This window comes from Neobacillus sp. NRS-1170, from assembly GCF_050468025.1.
In genome coordinates this window covers 1-18,299 of sequence record NZ_JBITPF010000109.1, presented here as the reverse complement: position 1 = coordinate 18,299, position 18,299 = coordinate 1, and the positions used below count along the sequence as shown (strand labels likewise).

Sequence of the window (18,299 nt, the reverse complement as noted above, 5' to 3'; positions counted from 1 at the left end):
GGCTGACCTTATAATACGAAAGGGTGCTTTTATATAATAACAATTTAAATTTTGTAGTGGTAAATCATACTATGGTTGTTGTAAGTTGTTGTTACAAATACTTATAAAAGTAAAAAGATACAACACTATATCTTAGTGATGTACCTTTTATATATTGTCTGACATTCTATGAAAGTCCTTTGTGTACCAAGTAAGACTTACTTTTTTTCACTTTTAATAAAACATCTGACTAGGCTTCCTGATTAAGCTCCGCACAATGCTTCATCGTATACATTTGCACGGAGATAAGTTTTCTAATAAAAATTCTATGCTGGGTATTCATCATTGAAAGGACCTTCTTTGTCATTTATTCTATTATAGCATCACAAGAATATACTCAGAAATGATGACCCCCGCATGATGTTTCAATTGCTTATAGAGTTAAACCACCATCTACAAGTGCAATTGAACCAGTCATATAGCTTGCTTTATCTGATGCTAAGAAAACAACCATTTCAGCAAGCTCGTTCGGATCAGCATAACGACCCATTCTCATATTTGAAAATTCTTCTGGAACATAACCGCCTTTTTCAAACTGCTCAGCAACACTAGCTGTTAACGCTGTTTGAACACCGCCTGGGCAAAGCGCATTAATTCGGATTCCTTTTTTAGCATATTCTAATGCAGCACCTTTCGTTAAACCGATAACTGCATGTTTGCTTGCAGAATATACAGCAACACTATGCTCAGGACGAATTCCTGCAGTAGAAGCCGTGTTAATAATCGATCCGCTTCCTTGCTCTTCCATCACTTTTAGGACATATTTCAATCCAAGGAATACTCCTTTTACATTGACAGACATAATCCGGTCAAATTCGGATTCTTCTACTGAAGTGAAAGGTGCGAACTTTTGGATAATACCTGCATTATTGAAAAATATATCAATGCGGCCATATGTTTCGACTGCTTTATTTACATAGTTTTGCACATCTTCACTTTTCGATACATCTGCCTGAACGAAGATTCCTTCTCCACCTTGCTCTTTCACAAGTTTTAAAGTTTCTTCCCCTGTTTCTCTATTGAAATCAACTAAGACAACGGCTGCTCCATTACTAGCAAGTTTCAAACTGCTTGCTCTTCCTATGCCACTTCCTGCACCAGTGATAATCGCAATTTTATTTGCTAATTCCATGTTCATTTCCCCTTTGTTTAAGATTTCTTACATCATCTATTTTATTGCTGATTAAGAATGAATTATTGTATTATTCTACGGATAATAGTATTTTCTTATTGTAAAAAATAAGCAATGTAACCGAATTAAAAAACGGATGGAGTAGATGAAATAGATGGAAATATCCATGGAGGATATGCAATATATATGCCAGCTTATTTGGGAAGTTCATGGAATACCAGTTTATTATGTCAATGGATTTGGTGAGTTCGAGTACGAATTTTCAAGCAGTGACCTACGGAGTAATCCCTATTATGTTCCATTTAAAGAGCAGATAAGTGTATATACGTATGAAGAGGATCCGAGTGAGTTTCCTATCTTTTTTTCAAATTCAAATTTGAATTTTTTCTTTGTGAATCTTAAAAAATCGAACTATTTTTTAGGTACTATTATTGTAGGACCTGCCCTTGAGACCGAAATATCGGATGAAAATATTACAAAGATCATGGATGCTTTTAAAGGAATCATCAATAAAAGGAATCTTATTGAATATTATCAAGCCGTCCCCATTATGGACCATCATCAGCTACTATCGATTAGTTTAATGGTTTATTATTTGCTTTATCGTAAAGCGTTAGATAAAACGTTGGTCCTAGAAAACAATAAAGCGATAGACCTCGGTGTCAAACAATCAGAGAATTTAGATGTTGAGCTTTCAAAAGGGAGAAGGAATTTCATTTTTCATTCCAATCTTTCTTATGAACGGGTATTGCTTGATTATGTCAAAAACGGGCGGATCGATAAATTAAAGGATATCTTCGATTACTCTATTGTGGGTGAGGCAGAATTAGGATTATTGTCGAGAAGGAATCGCTTACGAAGTGAAAAAAATTTAATGATAACCGGCATTCCCCTTGTTTGCAGAGCTGCAATTGAAGGGGGCTTAAATGAGGAAACGGCCTTTACTTTAAGTGATTATTATATTATTCAACATATTGAGGAATTAGGAAACTTAAAGGCCATTTTGAGATTAACGGAAGAAGCCATAAGTGATTTTACCAATCGTGTTCACGGTTTAAATGAAGAAAAATATTCTGCACCCATAACTGCTTGTCGACATTATATTTACAACCATCTTTATGGAGACATTACACTGGAACAACTTGCAGAAATGTGTCGATTAAGTCCCAATTACTTATCATCTCTTTTTAAAAAAGAAGTGGGTATTCCTATAAGTGAATATATTCAACAACAACGAGTAGACGAAGCAAAAAAGCTGTTGGCTATAACAAGTTATTCGATTTCAGACATCAGCACCTGGTTAAATTTCAATGATCAAAGTTATTTTATTAAAGTATTTAAAAAATACACAGGTTTAACCCCTAGGCAGTTTAAAAATGATCATTCTTCACATCATCTATCGACATGATGAGATGAAAATGTATTGTATAAGTAAGGTATTGGGTATTTGCATATCCTCTTGATCCACTAAAGGGCCATATTCTCGAATAACAGGTTTTTACAAAAAACATTTATTTAAAATAGGAAATAAAGGAACCCGTTTTCTTTTATTAGGAAACGGCTTTTTAATCAGGTATTAAATTCAGAAAACTTACGTATTTTTATTATCAATAATAAGTTTTCATTTGAAAGGAGAAAGAATGTGGAATCATCCAAGTAATCAATATAAACCCCTAAATATTTATAGTTACTTTGTAGGTTCCAATCCTCAAACATCTGTGAATCCATCTTTAAAGTATCCAACGATTAGCAAGACCGCTTTCTTAAGTCCTTTTACTTTTATCATCGGGGACGTTACCATTCGGAAAAATACTTATATTGCTCCATTCGTAAGTATTCGTGCTGATGAAGGAACGCCTTTTTATATTGGGAAGAATACCAATCTGCAGGATGGGGTAATCCTTCATGGGTTGAAAGATAAATACGTAGAGGTAAACCGTATGAAGTTTTCGATCTATATTGGCGATTGGGTATCTTGTGCTCACGGATCCCTGATCCATGAGCCTTGTCGAATTGATGATCGTGTTTTTATTGGATTTAATGCAATTGTTTATAACGCATGGATAGGTGAGGGCAGTTTTGTCTCCAAAGGATCAGTTGTCACGGGCGGGGTAAAACTTAAGCCCAAAAGCTTTGTACCTCCAGGAGCCAGCATTGATACACAGCAAAAAGCAAATGTATTATCCCAAGTTCCTATAAATCAGGAGGAATTTGTTAAGGAAGTACAACGGGTCAATCAGGAATTTCCTTCAGCCTATTCCATGTTTTTTGGTAAAAATAGATGTTCATGCGGGTTAACCTGTTGAAAGTAAGTTATCAATTAATAAATGACATTTCAGACATGGATAGATGGATTAGGCTAGGATGAAATGAAACGAAACCTTCCATTTCTTATCGTTATTATGACAGTCACTTTATTCCATATCATAAATACCTAATTTTTTCAAATTCCTTCAGATAGAAGTCTATACTCTCCTTCTAATGTGGATAACTTTCTGCACATTAAAAGGGGAGTTTTTTATAATTAAGGAAAAAGTTGTATTGATTCATTATCATCTCGCCTTTTGGGTAGAAGTTTAGTTTTCAACCTGAAATATGCAGGTTTGAACACGACGTTACATTAATGGGAAAATTGGGTATTAATTCTACTTACAAGACATAAAACTTAGTTAGGAATTAAAAATAGGCAACATTGATGCTCGTATCCAGCCTGTAGCCAATCGTCTGCGTTTGACATGCAAATACTCAAAATATATAAAACTGTTACATTTAATTTAAGGAGCAGGATACATCTTGATTAATGAATTTAACATATACGATCAAGGCTTTCCTCAATATATTCCTCGAAAATACATGAATAATTGGATTGAAGTAGGTTTATCTAACGATTTTTATTTTAAATTTTTCCTGACATATTGGGATAACAATTATTTAGGAGGATACCTTTCTCGAAATGCGTATAATACATTATTTTGTGGACCAACATTAACAAATCAATCTTCACTTCAATATGGACTCCAAAATAATATTCTACAATTTACTCCGAATGAGTGTATAAATAATTGGGTACAAATTGGCTTTGAAAATGCCCAATATCTAAAATTTTATTTAACCTTTGCTAATGAGAATGACATCGGAGGTTTTTTACTACAGAAATCGATAAAAAAACTTGATTTCTCCATTGTTCATTATCAGGAATTTTTCGAAGAATATGAAAACCAATTTCATCCAATTCTAATTAATAACAATATTCAATTATCAAAAGAGGAGAAGACTAGGCGAATACAAGTTATTAATGATGTTTACACTATACTTTTGGCACGTCTTTTGAAACGTGGGTTAGCTTCCAAAGAAGGTGGAAGAATTCCTAAACATACTGAATTGCCTAACGCTGCTATAGATGATATTCAATATCTCTCAAATAAGCTATTACAACTTTATAAAGAATTTTTTAATGGTTTTCATGATCAGTCCACTTTCCATCGATTTCATGAATGCTATGAATTATTTTCCAACGGTGAAATGAGAGGAACAAAATATCCTGGACAAGGGCAGCCAGACTCCTCAGATGAATTTTTATTTTCAGAGTTCGCCATTCAAGCTATTGAACTGAACATAGATGTGGAAATTTGGCGTGAACTATTAAAAACATTTGTCAAATCTCAAGAAATTTTTATACAGGTGTATAGACCAAAAGGAATCGAAGTACCTACCTTAGAAGATTATACATTTAGCAATTTCCAATACTTTAAACAAGTTTCCCAAAATGAAAAAGAAAGACTTAGAAAAAAGTACGATAAAATGTCGTTTTATGAGTTAATACAAGCATACGCTAGAAACCTATTAAAAGCACAGTCTCCATGACCAAGCTAAGTAATTTAAGAACGACTCTGTGAAAAATTATACTTAAGCTAAAGGGGGCAAGAGCAAAACACTGAGTGGCTACGGCTGCTCTTTTTTATTATTCAACTTTATTTAGACATTTCTACAATAGTAGAAACGCCTGTTTCTTGTTTGAAATGGTAAAGGTTTTGGTTTGTGAATTTATAATTGGAGGATACTGCATTGACAATTTGATAAGACACTCTTAATTTTTTAGATTTAATACTCCTCTAATTTCTTCAACATGTTTATCTTTTATATAGTTTTTGTATAAATTACTGGATAATCGAATAGGATCACCAAAAAAGTATCTTTCATATTGGGTTTGCCTTGTACCAAACGAACTCATCGTAAGATCCCATGCCAAGCGGAAAAGTTTCACACGGTCCTCGGCATTCATACCATCTGCTTGAAGATATTGGTCGAGTTCTGAACGAATTTCGGAATCAAACGCGCTTTCCGATGGTAATGATATCATTCCGCTAGCACCAATTATTTGTATAATTTCGCTGAAACGGGGATAAATTTTAGGAAAGATGTTACTAGCCACTTGTAATGGAATAATACTAGGACGCATAAATCCCCATTCATCCAATTCTGCATCATTTTCTGATTTCTCTAGAAGTGCTTTCATGGTTTCAAGACCAATGATGATTTCGGAGAGTTTTTCATGTATATGTTGATACTCCCCAATATTAATTGTCTCGACAAGAAGTTGAGCAACTCCAAGAAAAAATTCTGTTTTTACAATTTGTCTGGTTATGACTTGATGATAGGCAAAATGGTAAAAAGAGCTTTCAACAAGGAAATCTGTCGCTGCATCTACATTATCGTAATAAAATACGCGGTCCCATGGAACCAAAACATTGTCAAAGACGACAATTGAGTCCATTTCTTCATATTTTGAACTTAACGGATAATTAAACGAAGATTCTCCCCCCACAAAGGATTCCCTGCAAAAAAATTTTAATCCTTTCGTATTAGATGGAATGGAAAAGGCGAACGCCTGGTCAGGATCAAAAAACAATCTTGGTGCAGAAAAAACTAATATTTCATCCGTTATACCACCTTGAGTGGCAAGTAAGCGGGCACCTTTGATAATCAATCCTTTTTCATTTTGATCTATCACCTTAGCGGAGATTGGCTCATTGGAAAAGCCTAAGTAGACTTGTGAACGATTTACCTGAGGAGTAATAAAGGTATGTGAAAACGATAAATCGTGTTCCATTGCCCTTTCATATAGAGATTGAATGTTTTCGGGAAAACAATTTTCCCTATCTCTTAAAACATTGGCGGAGGAGGCAAAACTCATTACAACCGTATTCATATAGTCAGGACTTCTTCCCATCATTCCGTGAGTGTGTCTTGCCCAATGTTCAATCATTTTTCTTCTTCTTTTTAAATCCTCTTTCGTTTTGGGCTGTAAGTAAGATAGTCCAATAGTATTTTGGTTTTCTGGCAAAAGGAAAGTCATCTCATTTTTTATATCCTGAGAATTTTGCAAATCATAAAGGGAAGCCTTTGACTTAATAATTCCTTTAAAGGCAGGATGCTCTGAAATTTCCCCCTTGATTTTTTCACCATCAAACCAAATTTCATTATTCATTTTATTTAAACGTTCAATAAAATCCCTACCATTTATGATACTCATTTTCTACCGTCTCCTTAAAATGAAGGTGCCAAAGAAATGTACAAGTTTAGTTAGTACCATTTTATTAGATTACTTAAATGCTTGTTCATATTGGAAAAGCCTTGTTTTTAAATTGGGCAAAATGTATCGCTCCAACTGGCATAAAAAAAAATGACCTAGGACGGACGACGATTTTTTCGTAACAGGCATTTTCTAAAATAAAAGAAACTCGCCAATTACTATGGCGAGTTTTGCTTTTTTATATACCAATAACGATGCCAATACGACTGTCATTTCGGCACGTATTTTTAGAAAAGCACCTCAAAACGGAACCCTTTATTAAAAGAGTAGGAGTTTTTTTAATTTCGTTGTTTTTAACTAAACTTTTGTCTAACCTATTTTTATTCAAAAAATATACTACATTACCAGCATTTATTTATTTCTCTATTAAGCTGATTGTTTTTTGTTTCTTTTTGATCGATCTTCTTCTTTTTTAGTTGATTTAGGAACTCTAAATAATAATATCAATCCCGCATTCATCATAAGAGTCCATACAAGTGCGAATTTAGTACCACTAAAATAAATTCCTATAACAGGTATTACCAGTAACGTGATGTTTTTCACATAATAATTTATTTTAGGATTTATAACCATTAAAACTGAAATAATAACAAGCACCGAAGCTATGATGTTATTTCCTAAAAAGGATTGATTCGGATAATTTACATAGCCGTAGTACCCAAATGATCCGACTATTGCAACTAGGGAGAGATAAAACCTCATCAATGAATTTTTATAAAACAGAAACCAAACGGCAAGAAAATTAATTCCTGCACAAATTCCAACTACAATTAAGGTATCCGTAAAATTACTAATCGGATTTTTCATATAGTTCAGAAGGAATTTGAAGTTGAAGAAAACTGCTCCTACTACCAAAATCTTAAAGACTAGTTTTAACCAGAACATCTCCAGCTTCTTTTTCTTATTTGTCGAAGGGAACCTGAATTTCGAAAATACTCTTGCAAAGCCACCATCAACAGCTTTTTTCTTGTTCCTCTCCATGGACAATTTTTTATCTTCTCTTTTTTCTCGTTCCTTTTTTACATCTTGTCTCGTCGGGTAATCTCTTTCTATATATTCTTCGTCATAAGCATTTTCTAATTGTTGGTCTGACTTTGAATTAAAATCCAATGCGTATTCACCTCAAGTATTTTAATTATGTAATAATATCATATTTCTTTAAATTAAGTTATTCTAAGCTTTTTTATTACAAGATTGTTATTCATGAGTTATGTAAGACTAATACCAGATTAGTACTTTTTTCATAGAATATTTAACCAAAGTACTAACATAATTTAAACAGGGACCTATTGAGATATTCTTCCAATAGGAGTAAATATTTACATAAACTAATCTCATCATCCCAATATTAGCTGTATATTAATCCATCAATTTACTTGAAATCAAGGGGGAAAATAGTATGCCAACTTTAACCGGGTTCCGTCCCAGTTCAGCAGGATTTAAATTTAGCAACAATAACTTTCCACGTGTTGCTTTAAAGACCATTACTGTTTTGGGTAAACAGATTCCGATTGGTGATGCATCTAACGGCCTTTGTGGCGGAATGGTTTATGCTGCAAGGGATTACTTTGAAGCAAAAATGCCCATTCCATCCAATCTGACAAATCCTTCTTCTGGTCCATTGTACGATTATATTGTGAACCGGCTGATTGATAGCTTCAATTTACCAGGAGGTCCACTGAAATATATGGATCTGATGAATCCAACCCTTCCGGACCATGAAACAGCAGCTAGTAAAATAGGTCTTGCCCCCCACGGAAGGGCCTGGAGAATGATCAAGGAGGAATGGCCAAGAATAAAAAGTGATCTTGACAGCGGAAAGCTTTCACCGCTTGGTTTAGTCAAAGTAAAATCACTTGATCCGTTTCAGCTTGGAAAAAATCATGTAGTACTGGCCTATGGTTATAATTTGAATCAAAACGATCTGTCTATCAACATCTATGACCCTAATTGGCCAAATGATGATAATGTAACCATTTCCTTAAATATTGGGAAGCCCGAATCCACAACAAGCGTTGTTCATTCAAGGTCCTCTAATCCGATTTATAGTTTCTTCCGAACAGATTACACGTTTAAAAGGCCGGTGGATTATAATTGGATTTCAAGCGGCCCGTTTGCTTCAGGGGAGGATATGCAGCCTGGTGAGAAACTCCAGATTGATCAGGCCATTCACTCAAGCAGCGGTACCTATGCGTTTGTGTTCCAAGGTGATGGAAATCTCGTACTCTATAAAAACTTCCCCAATAGTCCAAGAAAAGCGATTTGGGCTTCTGGCACGAACGGCAGGGGGCAGGTGGGAATCTGTATCATGCAGGGTGATGGAAATCTCGTCATTTATGACGCTTATCAAAAACCGATTTGGTCATCCGATACGTGGACACACCCGGGCAGCAGGCTTGTCGTTCAAAACGATGGCAACGTGGTCATATACCGGCCTGATGGAAGGGCAGTCTGGGCGACTAACACGGTTCAAAGGTAAAGGTATTTTTATTGAAGTCAGCATGATAAGAAATTAGGAGAGTAAAAAGACCTTCTCAATATTTCTATCGGGCTCCCCTTTGAGAGAGTAGACTACAAATTATTCTGAAAAGACAGACCAATTAACACATTATTGGTCTGTCTTTTTTATTGTTATAGTTAGAATTCTTTGATTTTTATTATATCTATAATTTAATTTTTCTTTAATGAGATCAATTTCAGTTCATTTTTCAAAAGTCAATAAAGTTAAGACCCTGCCAACCTTAGGATTATAGATCGATTGTTCATAAACCACCTCATCTTCATTGGCATCTAACAGCCAACAAGATGCCGGAACAGTTCCTTCCCGAATCTCTTCTTTATCGCTTGGGTGTATATAAAAGGTGGCTGCATTACTTCCACTATCAACCTCATCATCGAATGATTTAAGCATTCGCTGTCCTTGAAAAACTTTAATTATTTTCGAATTTTGTGATTGAACAACGGCGTATTTTTCATCTGCAAATTCCACCATTCGGTTTAACAGCAGAAACAATGAAACATTGTATTTCTTATCGGCAATATCCTTTAATTCCTCGATAGTCGCCCTTCGATCGATTATATCCGTCTTTAATTCTTTTGATGGGACAAGAAGGTTTGAAGCAAATTTATGTGCTTCCATTTCCTCCACTTCTTCCGTCAAAAGCGAAGAATTTCCCATTATAATTTCGTTAGGCTCACTTTTCTTCATTCCTTTATTATTGTCCTGCTGCTTTCCGTATCTTCGGGATATATAGCTTTGCTTTAGGTGCCATGGAATCATAAAATGGCCTAATAACGCAGCCAGGGTGAATTTTTTTCTAGACGGAAACTGGATGTTTCGATCTAAAATGACGATTGGATGGTCTCCTTGGATAAGAAGACCTTCACCCACGTCTAAATCATCTTCCAACACCTTTAATCCCAGCTCTTTTGCAAGGCGGTATACATCGATTGGCAATCGGTTATTTGTTTTTCCTTCAAGTAAATGGTCCGCATATTCCGCAGGTGATTCAAAAAGGGCATCCATCTTTATTTTCCTGCCAGTGGCCAAATAGGCAGCATATTCAAATACTTTTTCCTTATCTGAAACGGATAATGAATTTATGATTTTAAGTAATACACGGTCTGAATTAACAATCGGCTGCTCCGTTTGCGTGCTGGTAATGCCTGATACCAGATATTCAGTGGAAACTTGTAAGGCAAATGATAGTTTTCGTAAAGCTTCAAATGAAGGCCGCCTGACACCAGATTCATATTGGCTAATCGCAGGTGGTTTAAGACCAACTTTATTGGCTAAATCAGTTTGGGACATTTTCAATTCTTTTCTTCTATTTTTAATTCTTTCGCTTATGGAATTAGTCATACCATTATCCCTTTTCATAACATTTGTTATAGTAAATAATAACATAATAATAAAATTATTGACAACATCCATAACGGGAGTTATAGTAGCATTAACTTTAAGTTATTTTTTAAATTTATTTATACTTGATACTAAATTATCAAATACTTTTTTGGGGGAATGACACATGTATTTTAATAATTTTGAAATGAGCCTGCGGCAGCTGCCATTAAAATCTACTTATGAAAAAGAAGACCTGATGACGAAGGATTTTCTGTTTTTGAAGGAAGATCATGTTGAGGTTTACTGGGCACCATTTGAATACATAAATAAAGATGCAAAAGTTATCATTTTAGGGATTACTCCTGGATGGACACAAATGGAGCTGGCGTTTAATTACGTTCGCCATAATATCAATGCGGAGGAGTACGAGCAGCTGATCTGTAATGCCAAGAAAAATGCAAGCTTCGGCGGTACGACCATGAGGAAAAACCTTATTGAGATGTTGGACGGAATTGGACTTAATCAATTTTTACATATTGACAGCAGTGAGCAATTATTTGACGACAAGCATGATTTGCTGCATACGACTTCTGTTTTAAGATACCCAGTTTTTATTGACGGTAAAAATTATACTGGAAGTCAGCCTAAAATGTTAAATTACCAAGCATTTTTAAGAATTATAGATGAATTGCTGGTTCCTGAATTAAATAGTATTCCAAACGCCGTTATTATTCCAACAGGTAAAGCAGTTTCGGAAGTTCTGAAATACCTCGTAAGTGAAAATAAAATAATGAACCAAACTATTTTATTTAATTTTCCACATCCATCTGGAGCTAATGGTCATCGAAAAAAACAGTATGAAGCTAATAGGGAAACCTTTATTGCCCAATTGGCAGCTGCGATGAATTAAGAATGAGAGGTAAAGAATGTTCTAAAAGATTGGCTTTCGCAGCTAATCTTTTAGAATAGCTATATAATTTCCAGAATCATACCATTGTAGGTACTAATATTAAACCCCATCAGCTGTCCTTGATGGCTTTTTTTATGCCTACAACAAACAAACGGACATCTTTCGACATACGCCATGTTTTATAATGGAATTTACATGGAACTAAATTCCTATTTAATGAAAAATTCGTTCGAATAAGGAGCTGTTCAATTTGCTTTTTGTATCACCATCGAAAATCGCTAGCTATTTTTATCATGAATGTGAAAGATTTCTATACTATCATTCTCTCTCAAAGACCAGGAAGCTGGAGCTGGATATTCCTAGAGAAATCATCGAGAATCAGCACGCCAACACAGCAATCATGGCTGGAGGCATTGCCTGGGAAGAGAAGGTTGTTACCGCTTTTTTGAGTGATGATGTGGTTATTGGTGCTGGTGATGCTCCATTATCGAACCGCTACATTGGTTATGTTGAGATGGTCCAAGAGTTGAAAAGTCCTAGCAAAAAATACATTTATCAACCTACTTTTTCCATACCTGACCGTTTTTATCAGAAATACAATATTGACCGGGAAAAGATGACTTTCTCCGATTGCCGCCCTGATTTGATAGAGTGTATACCGGGTGAGTCGGGGTATTTATTTCGAATAATTGACGTCAAGTCCTCTGAGGTTCTCAAGGTATCGCATCGGGTTCAGACAGCCCTTTATGCAATGATTCTTCAATCCATCATCGAGGAACATCAAATCCCTGGTGATGTGGTGATAGAAGAAACAGGAGTTTGGCTGTATGAGCAGGATGGCCCTCAATTTACTTCGGTTGAACATTTGATTCCCTATCTCGAAGACTTCTTGAACTGGAAGTTAAAGGATCTTCCTGAAAAAGAACTGGAGGAAGTGTTTTGGCACTTGGATTATCGCTGCGAGTGGTGCAGCTTGTTTGATTACTGCTTACAAAAAGCCAAAGACGAAGAGCATGTTTCCTTACTGCCTTATCTTTCGAACCATGCTTCCCGGTTTATCAGTGACAATGAATTGCCCGTTACCATTAAAGAGTTTGCTGAATATGTAACAGATAAAGAACAACTTAAACTGCTTGAAAAAAGTGCTAGTTTACGAGGACAGGTGTTAAGAATCGATAAGCAGCTCGGATCCCTGATGAAAGGGGAAGTCATTCCTTATGGAAGCTATGCCAAGGATATGCCAATTGGTGAAAACATCCGCTTGATTCTTACCGTTCAGCGGGACCAGGTGTCAGGAAGAGTGTATGCAGCCTCGATTTATCGGATTAGCGGCAGTGAACTGTTTGGAAGCAAATCGGAAAAATTTCACTTTATTGCTGAAACACCGGACCAGGAAGCAATCGTTATTCGGGGGTTTATCAATCAGCTTTTTGACTTACTTGAAACCGTCCATTCGTACAATTTGGAAAGGGATTGGAAAGAACAAAAAAGTGTCCAGTCCTATGTTACTGATAACTATGAATGGAACAATATTAAGGAAATCTTAAAAGAGCTAATAGAAGATCCGGACTATCAGGAAAAAGCTTTACACCTCATGTTTTATTTTCATAGTGATTTGTTATCAGAAACAGATGAGCACCCTGATGAAATGATTCCTTTTCCCATTATCGTACTTACCACAGTAGTAAGCCGTTTGTTTGCGCTGCCAGCCCATATTGCTTATCGTCTTGAAGATTTATCCGAACATATCGCTTCGCAAAGCGATTGGCCATACGAATATAAGTCGAGAGATTACTTATCTTTTAAGCTTACAAACGTAATGAAATCCGATATCATTCATCAGGTTTGGAATGATAATGAAGTCGAAAAACTGGAGTGGATTCAAGGCGAACTGGATCGAAGGTTGAATTTGGCAAACAGCGTGATTTCTGGAATTCGTACTGCCGCTAAGGACCAGCTGGGAAATTCCCTTTTATATGCCTGGCCCGAAAAGTTTTCTCTTCCGACCGTAAGACAATATAAGCATCCTGTGTTATCCAAACTGGCCTTTGCTACTCGATACGAAACACTATTAAGCTATCTTGAAATTCGAAGTGCAAGGGCGCTTCCGCTTAAAGAGCGGGAGGAAAATGGCACCACCTTGAACGTAACCTATGTTGGAAATAACCTCTTCAAACTGAATAACAAGCAAGTTGCGGCTGAGCTGAATACACGTGATTCCTGGATCATAACCGAAATGAATGCAGCTGGAGAATTGAGTCAGCAGAAATTTAATGATTACAAGTATCGCAACGTCATGTATCCGCCTAAAAACGCAAATCTTTATTACACCCAAATTGAAGACATTGTCCATGAGAACGGAGAGGTGTTCGTTCGGTTACAAATGCCAAAAAAAGAAACTAAATATGAGTTTTATGTGGGTGAGAGTTACTTAGTTTCTCTTCGCTACACAGATTGGACGAGCAAACGGGTTCTCGGTGCACTTGATTCTATTGATGATGAGGACCATCGCGTTTTGGGGCTTTTTGATAACCCTGCAAGTATGAGCAGAAAATTAATGAATAAGTGGGATGACGAGGCCGTTACAGGTTTAGTTAAACAATCAGGCCTCACAAAGAGCCAACTGAAGGCGTTCAATCATTTTTTAAACAAAACGCTAACCCTCTGTTGGGGACCTCCTGGAACTGGAAAAACGCATTTTATTGCCACTTCGATTCTATTATTATCGAAGATCTATCAAAATAGACGGCCTTTGCGGATTTTGGTGTCCGGGTTCACCCATGCAGCGATTGAGAATGTGCTGGTAAAAGTCGAACAGCTTCGCAAGGACGAGAAAATCAAAGTGGGGAAATTGAAGCAGGTTACAACTGCAAAAGCCCGAAGTATTGAAGAGGTTTATGAAAAAAGAATACATGACTGGCTGGAGGACGATTGCACCACCATTATCGGAGCAACCCTCTACAATATTCAGAAAACCTATGATAATAACTGGAATGAATCAGAATTTGACGTTGTCATTCTGGATGAGGCTTCACAAGTAAGAACCACTGATTCCTTGCTGGCTCTCAGTCATTTGAAAGAAACGGGGAGGATGTTAATCGTCGGGGACCATTTTCAGCTACCTCCTATTGTAAAAGGAAATTATCTGGTGAAGGAAAACGAACCGAATGTTTATGATTCGATTTTTAAATTATTGTTTGAAATGGATCTGGAGAAAAAGTATACTTGCCAGCTTACCGAAAACTTCCGCATGAATGAGGTGCTCTGCCGTTATCCAGCGACCATGATTTACGGGTCAGAATACACGGCCTTTAACGCTGCAATTGCTAATCAAAAGATTCAATTGGCTTATAATTCGAGTACGACCTGGCTTGAAACGATTGCTGATCCCAATTATCCTTTGGTGGTCTGTGTGTATGATGGAATTCAGGAATCGCAAGCCAATTCCATCGAAGCAGGCTGGGTTGCCCAATTAACAAAAGAGTTCCGTTATTCGTTAAAAGATGAGGCCGGAAATCTGTATGAAGATAGCTTAGCTGGAGATCGGGCTTTCTGGGAAAAAGGTTTATTCATCATTTCCCCGCATCATGCGCAGATTAGGGAGATTAACAGACAGCTAGAGGAACAAGGATTACGGCCCGAATTCTTTGTTGGTACAGTGGATAAAATGCAAGGGCAGGAAAGTGATGTTGCAATCATCAGCTACGGTGTGGCCGACATTGAACAAGCTCTGTTAGAGGGGGAGTTCATCTACAGTTTAAACCGTTTGAACGTGTCTATTACAAGAGGTAGAAGCAAAACCATCTTATTCCTATCCCGGCAGCTGATGTCACCCGCTCTTGAAATCATAACCAATGATGATTTGAGTGAGGGAGTTCATTTTATGAGAAATATAGAAAAATATGCGGAAGCAAACGGCGAAACGGTGGATTTTCAATTTGGGGATGTTGGATTAAAAGTTTATAGGGTAAAAGAGATTTGAAGAAAAACTTGGCGTTAAGAGGATTCTTTTGGAGAAACTATCAGTAATACAAAACACCCTTGGCGGCAAACTAATGCTTGTAAGTATACATATTTGTTTGCCGTTATTTTTATAGCAATATTAACACTAATCTCATAGTAATTTAAAATAGCTATAAAATTGTATAGCTTTTTACTTAAATTGATTCCTGAATACCCAATATTGGAAAGTAAATAATCCATTATTCGGGCTTTTTTGTGCTCATTTCTATATATCTATTAATTTTCTAAAAAAGGACAGTAAATAACAAAGGTATCAAGCAGTCAATGTTGAATAAAGTTGTGGGGGTGTTTTGGTTGAAACTTATATCTTGGAATTGTCAACGGGGAATATTGAAGAGTGAAAAGTTTGAGAAATTAAAAGGGCTTTCCCCTGATATTGCAGTCATACAAGAGTGTTCCCACCATAGAAAGTTTCCGGAAGCTTTTGATTATGAGGATGCAATCTGGGTAGGGGAAGATGAAAATATCGGGTTATGTGTTATATCCTTTTCTAAGAACTATAAGCTTTCTTTACTCGTTGAGGAAGTAAAATATGAATGGGTTGTTCCAATCAAGGTTACTGGAGATGCGGATTTTATCATGCTGGCGGTTTGGACAAAAAGAATACATGGCTATTCTTCATATGGACAGTTACTTTATGCAGCATTGAAAGAGTATGAGCATTTTCTTAATCACGATCGAGTGATTATCATTGGCGACTTTAACATTGACAAAAAACTGTCTAGAAGCTATTCAGGAATTCAGGGAAGCCAGGGATTCAATCTCATTTTGGACCTGTTAAGTAGTAATAACATGGTAAGTTGCTATCATCATTATAGTAACGAAGAATTTGGCGCAGAAAGTAAGGCTACATATCATCATCATAAAAAAAGCGAGCATCCATTCCACATTGATTACTGCTTTGTCTCTAATGAATGGCTTCAAAGCATCCAACATTTTTATGTAGGTGAAGGCGAAGAATGGGTTAATTTAAGTGATCATTTTCCTCTTGTTATTGAAACACTGTTCAGTTCTAAGGGGAGCATGGATAATACCGATGATTCCATTCAAAACGGTAACACTCTAAAATCACTAGATCCATTACATAAAAAGGAGATTACACCTGAGATATTAAAAGAAAAATATAGTTTCATAATCGAGAATGAAGTTGTATCGGCGGAGGAAATTGATGAAGCCGTTAAATACATTAAAGTATCTCGATTAATGAAACAGTGAAAATGTGTGCAGTTTTTAGTTATGCAACATTTTGAGACCCCAATTCCATTATGAATTGGGGTCTCTTTATGGTCCGTGAAAACGGTCCCCTGTGTCATATATGCGCGAAAATTGAAATCGTTTCCATGGAATTTAATTGTTTACCCTTGAGCAAGTTTCAGGTTATAATAAAATTTATTATTTAGGATATCGAAATAAACGCAACAGGGAATAATAAATACTTATTTAATAGAAAGGCGATGGACATTGAATAAACCTAGTGGAAAAAAAAGAATACAACTTGCAATACTTCTCGGATCACTTGGACTTTTAGGACCTTTTACAATTGATACGTATTTACCGTCCTTTCCAACGATTGTAAACGATTTTCATACGACTGCTTCACTCGTACAAATTAGTTTAACTTCCTGTTTATTAGGATTGGGATTAGGGCAATTATTTATTGGTCCTTTTAGTGATGTGAAAGGCCGCCGACAACCCTTGCTCATCTTTATCACATTGTACTTACTTGCTTCTATAACATGTGCGTTGGCGCCCAATATCTATTTTCTGATCGTTGCTCGATTAATCCAGGGCTTTGCTGCTGCCGGTGGACTTGTGATCTCTAGAGCGATTGTTCGAGATCTTTTTAGTGGAAGGGAACTGACCAAGTTTTTTACGATGATGGTGTTAGTGGGTAACCTCGGACCGATCGTAGCACCGATTGCTGGAGGGGGCATTCTTGCTTTTTCCAATTGGCATGGTGTTTTCTTAGCTTTGGCTATTATAGGTGCGGTGTTGCTCTTTACAGTTGCTTTAAAATTAGAAGAATCACTTCCAGAAGAAAACCGTGTCCCAAGCAATTTACCACAAATCATGAAAAACTTTGGTTCATTATTCAAAGATCGAACGTTCATGGGGTACGCACTAACGCAAGGTTTTACTACTGCAGGGATCTTTGCCTATGTATCTGGGATTCCGTTTGTCTATCAGAATATTTACGAAGTCACACCGAAGCAATTTAGTTTATTATTTGGGACCAATGGATTAGCCTTAATTATTGGAAGTCAGTTGGTCGGCCGCTTGGCAGACATTATTCCGGAGCGGACTTTCTTAAAGATAGGGTTAGCTATCTCTACCATAGCGGGCTTATTGTTACTCATTGCACTGTTATTAAAAGCTCCGCTTTTCGCCGTCGCAGTCCCAATTTTCTTTTTTGTAGGTTCAATCAGTATTATTGGAACCACATGTTTTGCTTTAGCAATCGAAACGCAAGGACATATTGCCGGAAGTGCCTCTGCATTACTAGGTTTATTGCCATTTGTACTTGGCTCATTAACGGCTCCACTTGTGGGAATAGCAGGGGCGTATACAGGCATTCCTATGGGCGTGATCATCTTTTGCTCAAGTTTTCTAGCTTTTCTTTCCTATTTTGTGTTGGTACGAAAAGCTTCACTTCGTATACCTATATCCAATGACCATGGCTCAGTAAAGAAACCCAGTATCTAAAAATATTTATTTAAAGGAGAACACATTTCGTTAAGTGATATGCTCCCCAATAGGT

General features: G+C 36.5%; 12 protein-coding genes. 8 read left to right on the top strand and 4 right to left on the bottom strand.

Annotated features, from left to right (window positions below):
* Window positions 1-412 precede the first annotated feature (412 nt).
* Complete coding sequence (locus ACIFOT_RS31840; RefSeq protein WP_430072883.1) at window positions 413-1,171, bottom strand: SDR family NAD(P)-dependent oxidoreductase; 759 nt, start codon at window positions 1,169-1,171, stop codon at window positions 413-415.
* 154 nt (window positions 1,172-1,325) lie between these two features.
* Here ACIFOT_RS31840 and ACIFOT_RS31835 point away from each other — a divergent pair, with 154 nt between their 5' ends.
* The 3 genes from ACIFOT_RS31835 (at window position 1,326) to ACIFOT_RS31825 (ending at window position 5,035) form a co-directional block, all read left to right on the top strand.
* On the top strand, window positions 1,326-2,579 hold the full coding sequence (locus tag ACIFOT_RS31835) for a helix-turn-helix domain-containing protein (RefSeq protein ID WP_430072880.1): 1,254 nt from the start codon (window positions 1,326-1,328) through the stop codon (window positions 2,577-2,579).
* A 232-nt stretch (window positions 2,580-2,811) separates the two neighbouring features.
* Window positions 2,812-3,477 (top strand): carbonate dehydratase, encoded by a 666-nt coding sequence (locus ACIFOT_RS31830; RefSeq protein ID WP_430072877.1) that lies wholly within the window; start codon window positions 2,812-2,814, stop codon window positions 3,475-3,477.
* 487 nt (window positions 3,478-3,964) lie between these two features.
* Complete coding sequence (locus tag ACIFOT_RS31825; protein WP_430072874.1) at window positions 3,965-5,035, top strand: hypothetical protein; 1,071 nt, start codon at window positions 3,965-3,967, stop codon at window positions 5,033-5,035.
* 223 nt (window positions 5,036-5,258) lie between these two features.
* Here the strand turns inward: ACIFOT_RS31825 and hpaB are convergent, their stop codons facing one another.
* Together hpaB and ACIFOT_RS31815 are read right to left on the bottom strand one after the other, a co-directional pair.
* The gene (gene hpaB, locus ACIFOT_RS31820; RefSeq protein WP_430072871.1) at window positions 5,259-6,704 is read right to left on the bottom strand and encodes a 4-hydroxyphenylacetate 3-monooxygenase, oxygenase component; all 1,446 of its coding nucleotides are present in this window, start codon (window positions 6,702-6,704) and stop codon (window positions 5,259-5,261) included.
* Between the two features lie 426 nt (window positions 6,705-7,130).
* Window positions 7,131-7,874, bottom strand: coding sequence for a hypothetical protein (locus tag ACIFOT_RS31815; RefSeq protein WP_430072869.1), 744 nt, complete (start codon window positions 7,872-7,874; stop codon window positions 7,131-7,133).
* 289 nt (window positions 7,875-8,163) lie between these two features.
* On the opposite strand from ACIFOT_RS31815, the gene ACIFOT_RS31810 reads away from it, so the two are divergent.
* Window positions 8,164-9,243 (top strand): hypothetical protein, encoded by a 1,080-nt coding sequence (locus ACIFOT_RS31810; RefSeq protein WP_430072866.1) that lies wholly within the window; start codon window positions 8,164-8,166, stop codon window positions 9,241-9,243.
* A gap of 222 nt (window positions 9,244-9,465) precedes the next feature.
* Here the strand turns inward: ACIFOT_RS31810 and ACIFOT_RS31805 are convergent, their stop codons facing one another.
* On the bottom strand, window positions 9,466-10,626 hold the full coding sequence (locus ACIFOT_RS31805) for a helix-turn-helix domain-containing protein (protein ID WP_430072864.1): 1,161 nt from the start codon (window positions 10,624-10,626) through the stop codon (window positions 9,466-9,468).
* Window positions 10,627-10,792: 166 nt separating this feature from the next.
* Here ACIFOT_RS31805 and ACIFOT_RS31800 point away from each other — a divergent pair, with 166 nt between their 5' ends.
* The 4 genes from ACIFOT_RS31800 to ACIFOT_RS31785 all read left to right on the top strand — a co-directional run bounded on the left by ACIFOT_RS31800 (window position 10,793) and on the right by ACIFOT_RS31785 (window position 18,244).
* The gene (locus ACIFOT_RS31800; RefSeq protein WP_430072861.1) at window positions 10,793-11,518 is read left to right on the top strand and encodes a hypothetical protein; all 726 of its coding nucleotides are present in this window, start codon (window positions 10,793-10,795) and stop codon (window positions 11,516-11,518) included.
* Window positions 11,519-11,768: 250 nt separating this feature from the next.
* On the top strand, window positions 11,769-15,500 hold the full coding sequence (locus ACIFOT_RS31795; RefSeq protein WP_430072858.1) for an AAA domain-containing protein: 3,732 nt from the start codon (window positions 11,769-11,771) through the stop codon (window positions 15,498-15,500).
* A gap of 335 nt (window positions 15,501-15,835) precedes the next feature.
* The gene (locus tag ACIFOT_RS31790) at window positions 15,836-16,756 is read left to right on the top strand and encodes an endonuclease/exonuclease/phosphatase family protein (RefSeq protein WP_430072855.1); all 921 of its coding nucleotides are present in this window, start codon (window positions 15,836-15,838) and stop codon (window positions 16,754-16,756) included.
* Window positions 16,757-17,002: 246 nt separating this feature from the next.
* The gene (locus ACIFOT_RS31785; RefSeq protein WP_430072852.1) at window positions 17,003-18,244 is read left to right on the top strand and encodes a multidrug effflux MFS transporter; all 1,242 of its coding nucleotides are present in this window, start codon (window positions 17,003-17,005) and stop codon (window positions 18,242-18,244) included.
* The last annotated feature ends 55 nt before the right edge of the window (window positions 18,245-18,299 follow it).

Coding starts and splice junctions, on each gene's coding strand:
- hpaB (WP_430072871.1), bottom strand. CDS start 6,704: ATGAGTATCATAAATGGTAGGGATTTTATTGAACGTTTAAATAAAATG.
- ACIFOT_RS31835 (WP_430072880.1), top strand. CDS start 1,326: ATGGAAATATCCATGGAGGATATGCAATATATATGCCAGCTTATTTGG.
- ACIFOT_RS31810 (WP_430072866.1), top strand. CDS start 8,164: ATGCCAACTTTAACCGGGTTCCGTCCCAGTTCAGCAGGATTTAAATTT.
- ACIFOT_RS31800 (WP_430072861.1), top strand. CDS start 10,793: ATGTATTTTAATAATTTTGAAATGAGCCTGCGGCAGCTGCCATTAAAA.
- ACIFOT_RS31830 (WP_430072877.1), top strand. CDS start 2,812: ATGTGGAATCATCCAAGTAATCAATATAAACCCCTAAATATTTATAGT.
- ACIFOT_RS31805 (WP_430072864.1), bottom strand. CDS start 10,626: ATGACTAATTCCATAAGCGAAAGAATTAAAAATAGAAGAAAAGAATTG.
- ACIFOT_RS31840 (WP_430072883.1), bottom strand. CDS start 1,171: ATGGAATTAGCAAATAAAATTGCGATTATCACTGGTGCAGGAAGTGGC.